Source organism: Bacillus cereus group sp. BfR-BA-01355, assembly GCF_022663675.1.
Lineage (GTDB): Bacteria > Bacillota > Bacilli > Bacillales > Bacillaceae_G > Bacillus_A > Bacillus_A thuringiensis_S.
In genome coordinates, this window is sequence record NZ_JAKUFY010000170.1 from 1 (window position 1) to 6,975 (window position 6,975).

The following is a 6,975-nucleotide window of genomic DNA, read 5'->3' on the forward strand; positions in this document are numbered from 1 at the left end:
CTTAAACAAACGTTTATTTTTAAAAAATAAGAAGCCTTTTTTACAGGCTCCTTCATCATCGACTTAAGTAATCCGAAATGGTTTGAAATACTACTATATACATATTATGAATATTTCGATCGGAAACAGTATCATTATATAATCCCATACCCCAATATTGACCTTCAGGGTTCCCCATATTTACAAACCCTTGCGTATACGTCATCGTTTTATCCTTTGGGGTATTATCATAATCTAAATCCTTGTTAGTAAAAATTAAATACGGTCTATCTTGCAAACCAATAAAAAATACCGGCTTCTTTAACGATAAAAATAAGTCCGTATACTGCTCCTTTGATGCCTCTTTAAAGTATTCTTTCATAACGAAAAAACCATCAACTTTTGCTGATTTCTCCTGCATTTCTTCTAACTTTATACTTTCAAACTTTACATTCCTAAACGTATCTTTCGGCTTTTCTCCAACAACTCCAATTACGAGTGCTCTTCCGTTATATTCTAATTTCTCTCCTTCTTTATCCTTTGCACACCCAGCACCGACTAGGCATATCAATATAAAAAATAAGAAATACGATAAACGCTTCATTTAGCACCCTCCCCCTTCTTTTTAGTCAAGTGACAAAAACGTAAGGTTAATTCAAGAAAATGTAAGTAAAATCGATAGCCCAATTCACGTTTCTATATTATAATCAATTGAATTTACTTACATTACTAAACATAGGAGATCAACATGAAGAAATTTAAACTTTCATCTTTTCTTCCGTTAAGTTATATACTTCTACTCGTACTCGTAAGTCCCCTTTACGACGTATTAAATAAATCGACTGTTCACGCAGTAGACGTTACAACTGTAGTAGATGATTGGATTCCATTTGTAAAAGCATTTATTATTCCTTATTTACTTTGGTTTCCATACTTATACGGCGCACTTATTTATTACTGCTTCGCTGACCGAAAGCAATATTATGTCACTTTAAGTAGTGTTATTTTTGGAAAGCTTGCTTGTTTTTCTATTTATTATTTTTGGCAAACAACTGTACCGCGTCCGACTGTCGTTGGAACAGATGTATTTTCTGAACTAGTTCGCTATATTTATAGTATCGATCAACCGGTAAACTGTTTCCCTAGCATTCACGTTCTTACTACATTTGTAATTATGTTAGCTGCCTTTAAGCGTAGAGAACAACATGCTTTTGAATATTACATCCTTACTTTCTTCGGTACACTTATTATTTTATCAACGCTATTTACGAAGCAGCATGCCTTTTTAGATGCCGTTTCTGGAATGACACTTGCAAGCATACTATACTTCGGCGTTCAGCTCTTATTAGCAAAAGAACCAATAAAAGTTCCAGTAAAACAAAATCATAAAATGTAACATAAAAAAGCAGACTGTGGCTCAGTCTGCTTTTATCTATTATTAAGGAGGTTTTCAATTTAAGATTGCGGTACAGTCATATCACCAGAGTGAATACGACCTGCTTTTTTAAGAGCAATGTAAAGTATATAAGAAACAGCTACTGGAATGATGATATAAGTGATTACCATCGCTGGGACAACTTCCCATCCTTCGCTAGAAATTAAATTAATTGGTGCGATAAGAGAACTTAATCCAAGACCTGCAATTTCCTTTCCTGCTTCCAGTTGGAAAATTAATGCGGATACTGGACCAACTATAGCACTGGCGACGACAGTTGGGACGAGAATCATTGGATTTTTAGTAATATTTGGTAACTGCACTTTCGGAGTACAAAGTGCTTGAGCTAATATGCCACCTAAATTGTTTTCTTTCGCTGAGATAACAGAGAATCCGATAAACTGAGCAACGCAGCCTGCAAGAGCAGCACCACCTGCAACACCGTCTAAGCTAAGTGCGATCGCTAACGCAGCTGATGAAGCTGGAGAGATAAGTAATAATCCCCAAACTACTGCAATGACGATAGAAGCGATAAACGGGCTACCAGCTGAGCTATCTTTAATAAATGCTCCAACTGTATTTAAAACAGGAGTAATATTATGAGATAACCAAATACCTACTAAACCAGAACCTAATATTGCCGCAAATGGAACGAGCATCATATCTAACGCAGTTTTTCCGCTTAAACGTTTACCAATATATACAGCTAAAGTTGCTGTTAATAAAGCACCGATTGGCTCACCTGTTTTAATAATTAGACCTGCTTCAGTAATTGAAATGGATCCGGCACCAATTGCTCCAGCCACCATAGCCGAGAAGATTACAAGGCCATTTGCACCGAGCATAAAAGCAATTCCGGCACCAATTGCTGGTGCCATAAGTGATTTTGCAACAACTCCGATTGTAATAAGTAATGGTATATCAACAATTCTTCCTATATTTTCGATCAGTAAACCAATTCCGAGGGATACGAAAATACCTTGTGCGATTCCAGCAGATGCCTTAAATACACGAGACATTATATATTCCTTCATTTGTTTCACCTTCTTCTATAAGTTAGTAACCAATTGTTTTCATATAATCACGTAAAATATCGTTTGATTTTGCGAATCGAGATTCTTCATCCTCTGTTAAATTGAGTTCTACAACTTCTCTTATACCGTCTCTAGTAATAATAGCTGGTACTCCTGTACAAATATCATATTCACCATACTCACCATCTAAAATGGCTGATACAGCAATGACACGGTGATCATCATTAAAGATTGAACTCGCAATATATGCTAGAGAATTTCCGATTCCGTAATAAGTAGTTCCTTTTCGCTTATAAATTTCCCATCCAGCTTTCGCAGTCTTCTCAACAATTTCATCTAAATCTATTTCACCAAATCGTTCTTTTTGTTCTTCTAAAATTTGCAGAATTGGCTTTCCACCAACAGTTACGTGAGACCAAGCAACCATTTGAGAATCACCATGTTCTCCTAATGAATACCCATGAATACTACGAGGATCTACATGTAACATTTCAGATAAAATTGTTCTTAAGCGAGAAGAATCTAATGATGTACCTGTACCGATCACACGATTTCTAGGTAATCCAGATAATTTCCACACTTCATATGTAATAATATCAACTGGGTTCGATGCGAGTAAGAAAATACCATCAAATCCACTTTCCATTACCCCGCCAACAACACTTTCCATAATCTTTGCACTTGCTCCTAAAGTATCTAAGCGACTTTGTCCAGGTTTTGGTGCTGGCCCTGCAGTAATAATAACGATGTCCATATCTTTGCAGTCTTCATAGCTTCCTGCATATACTTTTGTTCTTGTATTTGTAAAGTTAATGCAATGTGATAAATCCATCGCTTCCCCAACTGCACGTTCATGATTTATATCAATTAATAATAGCTCTTCGCAAATGCCTTGATTTACAATGGAATACGCACAACTTGATCCAACTAATCCAGTACCGATAATTGCAATTTTTCTTGTATGTCTTTTCATAGCAATCTCTCCTAATTGATCATATAATCTATTTCTTTTGTTCTTTACATTCTTAATTATAGAGGTTCCCACGATAGAAACCATGGATACTTTGTGAAATATTGAACAAAGTTTTTGTCCTTTTTGTGAATTGTTATATTCCATTTTCGTCATATTTGTTACAACTGGAAAAATATTTATTATGTATTTATTGACATACAAAAAATAAAACGAGCGAATTCATTTTCGCTCGTTTTTTCATCCTATTATTCTGCACTTAACTGACTTTTCAATTGCTGCACAATCATCGGATTCGCAGGTGCTGCTGGTTTATAATAACTCTTTTGCTTTGCGTACTCATATATATTACGTTGACGCATTTCATCTTGATTACGAATTTGGATTAACGTTTGATGTAACTGTTCATTATCAGACTGAGAAATATAATTTGCATAACTTGTTAAACTTGCATTTAATCCTGCTAAATAATCATTTACCATATCTTTTTCATTCATCTTTCTCTTCCTCCTATCCTAGGAAAGTCATTAATTGCTGTTTCGTATTTCTTGCATCTTGCGCATCTTTTTGTAGCATTTGTTTCAGTTGTGGATCTGTACACGTCTGTGCATACTGCTCCAACTTGTTAATAATTGTTGCGTGTCCACCAATTAAATGACGTAAGTTTTCTACTTCAAGCTCTGTTAAATTTTGCATGGAATACTCCTACCTTTCTTCTTTCATTCTTCTTTAGTATTCTGTTTTTTTCAAATCGTATTCATTAAAAAGTCTGCTAAATAATCATTTAACTAAAAAGAGCCTCTAAACGATTAGAGGCTCTTTCTACTTAAATTCCTTTCCGCTTCTTCAATCGCCCGTTGCATTTGTATTAACGGATTTTCAATCATTTTCCCATGTCCTGTCGCCAATAAAGACGGCTTATACTCCAGCAATTTCTGCGCGCTTGCTAATGAAACTTCTGCATCCCACGTACCAAACATAGGAAACGGGAAAAGCCACTTCAACTGTCCTGCTACCGCTAATCCTCCTCTCGTTTGAAATGCATCTCCAACAATGAGTGCATCATTTCTTGTGTCTAAAAACGCCATTGATCCCGGTGTATGACCTGGAGCTCCAGTCGCTACAAGAGAACCAACTTTATCTCCCTCTTGAAGAAGAATATCTGGAATCGTATTTATCTGTTTTGACACTCCCACTTTTATTGGTGTATTTCGTTCTCCCTCTTGCAGTACCTTATCTCCTTCAAGTAAACATGCATCTCTTTTTGAAATATAGACCGGAACATCCGGCAGCACTTGTTTTATAACATCAAGCGCTCCTACATGGTCATCATGCGCATGTGTAATAACGATATTCGTAATCGGTTTTCCTATTTTCCGAGCTGATTGTAAAATCTTCTTTGCACAAAACGGTAAAGCCGCATCAATTAAAGTTAATCCTGTCTCTTCTTCAACGAAGTAACAGTTAATTGGAAATAGACGCGGTAAAAATGCGATTTGATGAACTGTTCCTACACTTATTACCTTCATCTTCTTTACCTCCATAAAAAAGAGCTGTTTACACATACATATGTAAAACAGCTTTATTCAAGAATTCAGCAATAAAAAACCAGTAGCCAATCGGCTACTGGTTCTCTTTCATCTATTAAACTGTATAACGCTCATCTTCTAAAATTTTCGCAGCAATTTCACGTTTCTTCGGAATTACGTTAAGTGGTGTGTGGCGAGTTAATTTACGTAATGATGATAACATCATGCGCAGCATGTCGCCGTTTTCAACTGCGATAAGTGTTTCTTTCGCATCTGCTTCGATTTCGTTGAATGCTTCTTGGCAGAATACTTCAGTGTATAACACTTTTTGTTTATTCTTTTCAAGACCAGTTGTTTTAATTGCTTTTTCTGTACGAAGAACAGCTGATTCCATTGCATATAGGTTACTTACGATGTCAGCGATATTCACAAGAATTTCTTGCTCTTTATCTAATGCTTTACCGTATTTTTGAGCCGCTAATCCAGCTACCATTAAACCAATTTTCTTCGCATTAGTTACTAAATACTTTTGAAGTGCTAATGGCTCATCGCCTACTTCTTCTGGCATCATCATCATTAACTCTTCTTGTAATTTTTGTGCTTTTTGAAGAAGTGGTAATTCACCTTTCATCGCTTTACGTAAGAACGTACCTGGTACGATTAGGCGGTTAATTTCATTCGTTCCTTCGAAAATACGGTTAATACGAGAATCGCGGTACATTCTTTCAATCTCGTACTCTGCCATAAATCCGTAACCACCGTGAATTTGAACACCTTCATCTACTGTATAATCTAGTACTTCAGAACCGAATACTTTATTTAAAGAGCACTCGATTGCATATTCAGCGATAGAAGCTGCTACTGCTTTACCGTCTTTTACTTCTTCTTCAGATAATGTGCTCATGCGGCTTTCGAATAAACCTACTGTACGATATACAGAGCTTTCAGCTGCATATGTTTTTGCTGCCATATTCGCAAGTTTCTCTTGAATTAATGGGAAGCGAGCGATTGGTTGCTTGAACTGTTGACGTTGGTTTGCATATTGTGCTGAAATTTCTACTGCACGTTTCGCAGATCCAACTGTACCAACACCTAATTTATAACGGCCGATATTTAAAATGTTGAAAGCGATAATATGACCTTTACCGATTTCACCAAGTAAGTTTTCTTTCGGTACTAATGCATCTTCTAAAATTAACGTACGAGTTGAAGAACATTTAATACCCATTTTCTTTTCTTCTGGGCTTGTAGATACGCCAGCATATTCTTTCTCTACGATAAATGCTGAGAAGTGCTCTCCATCAATTTTTGCATACACGATAAATACGTCAGCGAATGCAGAGTTTGTAATCCATTGTTTTTCACCATTTAATACATAATGTGTACCTTCTGCATTTAAACGTGCAGTTGTTTTTGCACCTAATGCGTCAGATCCTGAACCTGGCTCTGTTAATGCGTATGCAGCTAATTTCTCACCAGTTGCAAGTAATGGTAAATACTTTTTCTTTTGCTCTTCGTTACCGAATAATACGATTGGTAACGATCCGATACCTACGTGAGCACCGTGAGTAATTGCAAAGCCGCCAGCGCGAGAGAATTTCTCTGCGATTAACGCTGAGCTTACTTTATCAAGACCAATCCCGCCGTACTCTTCTGGTACGTCAGCGCCTAATAAACCAAGCTCCCCAGCTTCTTTTAAAAGACGAACAGAACGATCAAACTCATGTTGTTCTAAATATTCAAGCTCTGGAAGAACTTCATTTACGATAAAGTCCTCTGTCGTTTTTGCAATCATTTTATGCTCAGATGAAAAATCTTCTGGCGTAAACACTTGATCAATCGTAATCTCATCAACTAAAAAGCTACCGCCTTTAACCGCATTTCCTACTGTTTTTTCCATGAAAATTTCCTCCTTCATATTTTCATGAGCCGCTTCTCTCTTTTTGAAAGAAGCTGGCTCTCAATTTTATTTTTTATAAACCTTGTTTGCTTCCATTCTTTGCTTTAGCGTCGTCTCGTTCTGAGCGA

Annotated in this window: 8 protein-coding genes; 1 reads left to right on the forward strand and 7 read right to left on the reverse strand. The window is 36.5% G+C overall.

The genetic code is table 11. The features are described from left to right. Positions 1-55: 55 nt before the first annotated feature. A complete protein-coding gene (locus tag MR167_RS29510) occupies positions 56-583 on the reverse strand; it encodes a hypothetical protein (protein ID WP_106103289.1) in 528 nt (175 codons plus the stop codon). Positions 584-727: 144 nt separating this feature from the next. Here MR167_RS29510 and MR167_RS29515 point away from each other — a divergent pair, with 144 nt between their 5' ends. After that, the gene (locus MR167_RS29515; protein ID WP_000713769.1) at positions 728-1,375 is read left to right on the forward strand and encodes a phosphatase PAP2 family protein; all 648 of its coding nucleotides are present in this window, start codon (positions 728-730) and stop codon (positions 1,373-1,375) included. 59 nt (positions 1,376-1,434) lie between these two features. On the opposite strand, the gene MR167_RS29520 is transcribed toward MR167_RS29515, so the two are convergent. From MR167_RS29520 to MR167_RS29545, 6 genes are all read right to left on the reverse strand, one after another. Next, positions 1,435-2,448 carry a PTS sugar transporter subunit IIC gene (locus tag MR167_RS29520; protein WP_000666176.1) on the reverse strand — a complete coding sequence of 338 codons (1,014 nt, stop codon included), beginning with the start codon at positions 2,446-2,448 and terminating at the stop codon, positions 1,435-1,437. 22 nt (positions 2,449-2,470) lie between these two features. Next, positions 2,471-3,421, reverse strand: coding sequence for an L-lactate dehydrogenase (locus MR167_RS29525; RefSeq protein ID WP_000820650.1), 951 nt, complete (start codon positions 3,419-3,421; stop codon positions 2,471-2,473). A 245-nt stretch (positions 3,422-3,666) separates the two neighbouring features. Then, positions 3,667-3,915 (reverse strand): spore coat protein, encoded by a 249-nt coding sequence (locus MR167_RS29530; protein ID WP_242316097.1) that lies wholly within the window; start codon positions 3,913-3,915, stop codon positions 3,667-3,669. A 13-nt stretch (positions 3,916-3,928) separates the two neighbouring features. After that, complete coding sequence (locus MR167_RS29535; protein WP_001180555.1) at positions 3,929-4,114, reverse strand: hypothetical protein; 186 nt, start codon at positions 4,112-4,114, stop codon at positions 3,929-3,931. Between the two features lie 113 nt (positions 4,115-4,227). Continuing rightward, positions 4,228-4,947, reverse strand: coding sequence for an MBL fold metallo-hydrolase (locus tag MR167_RS29540; RefSeq protein WP_000864825.1), 720 nt, complete (start codon positions 4,945-4,947; stop codon positions 4,228-4,230). 115 nt (positions 4,948-5,062) lie between these two features. Next, positions 5,063-6,847 (reverse strand): acyl-CoA dehydrogenase family protein, encoded by a 1,785-nt coding sequence (locus tag MR167_RS29545; RefSeq protein ID WP_000416287.1) that lies wholly within the window; start codon positions 6,845-6,847, stop codon positions 5,063-5,065. Positions 6,848-6,975 lie beyond the last annotated feature (128 nt).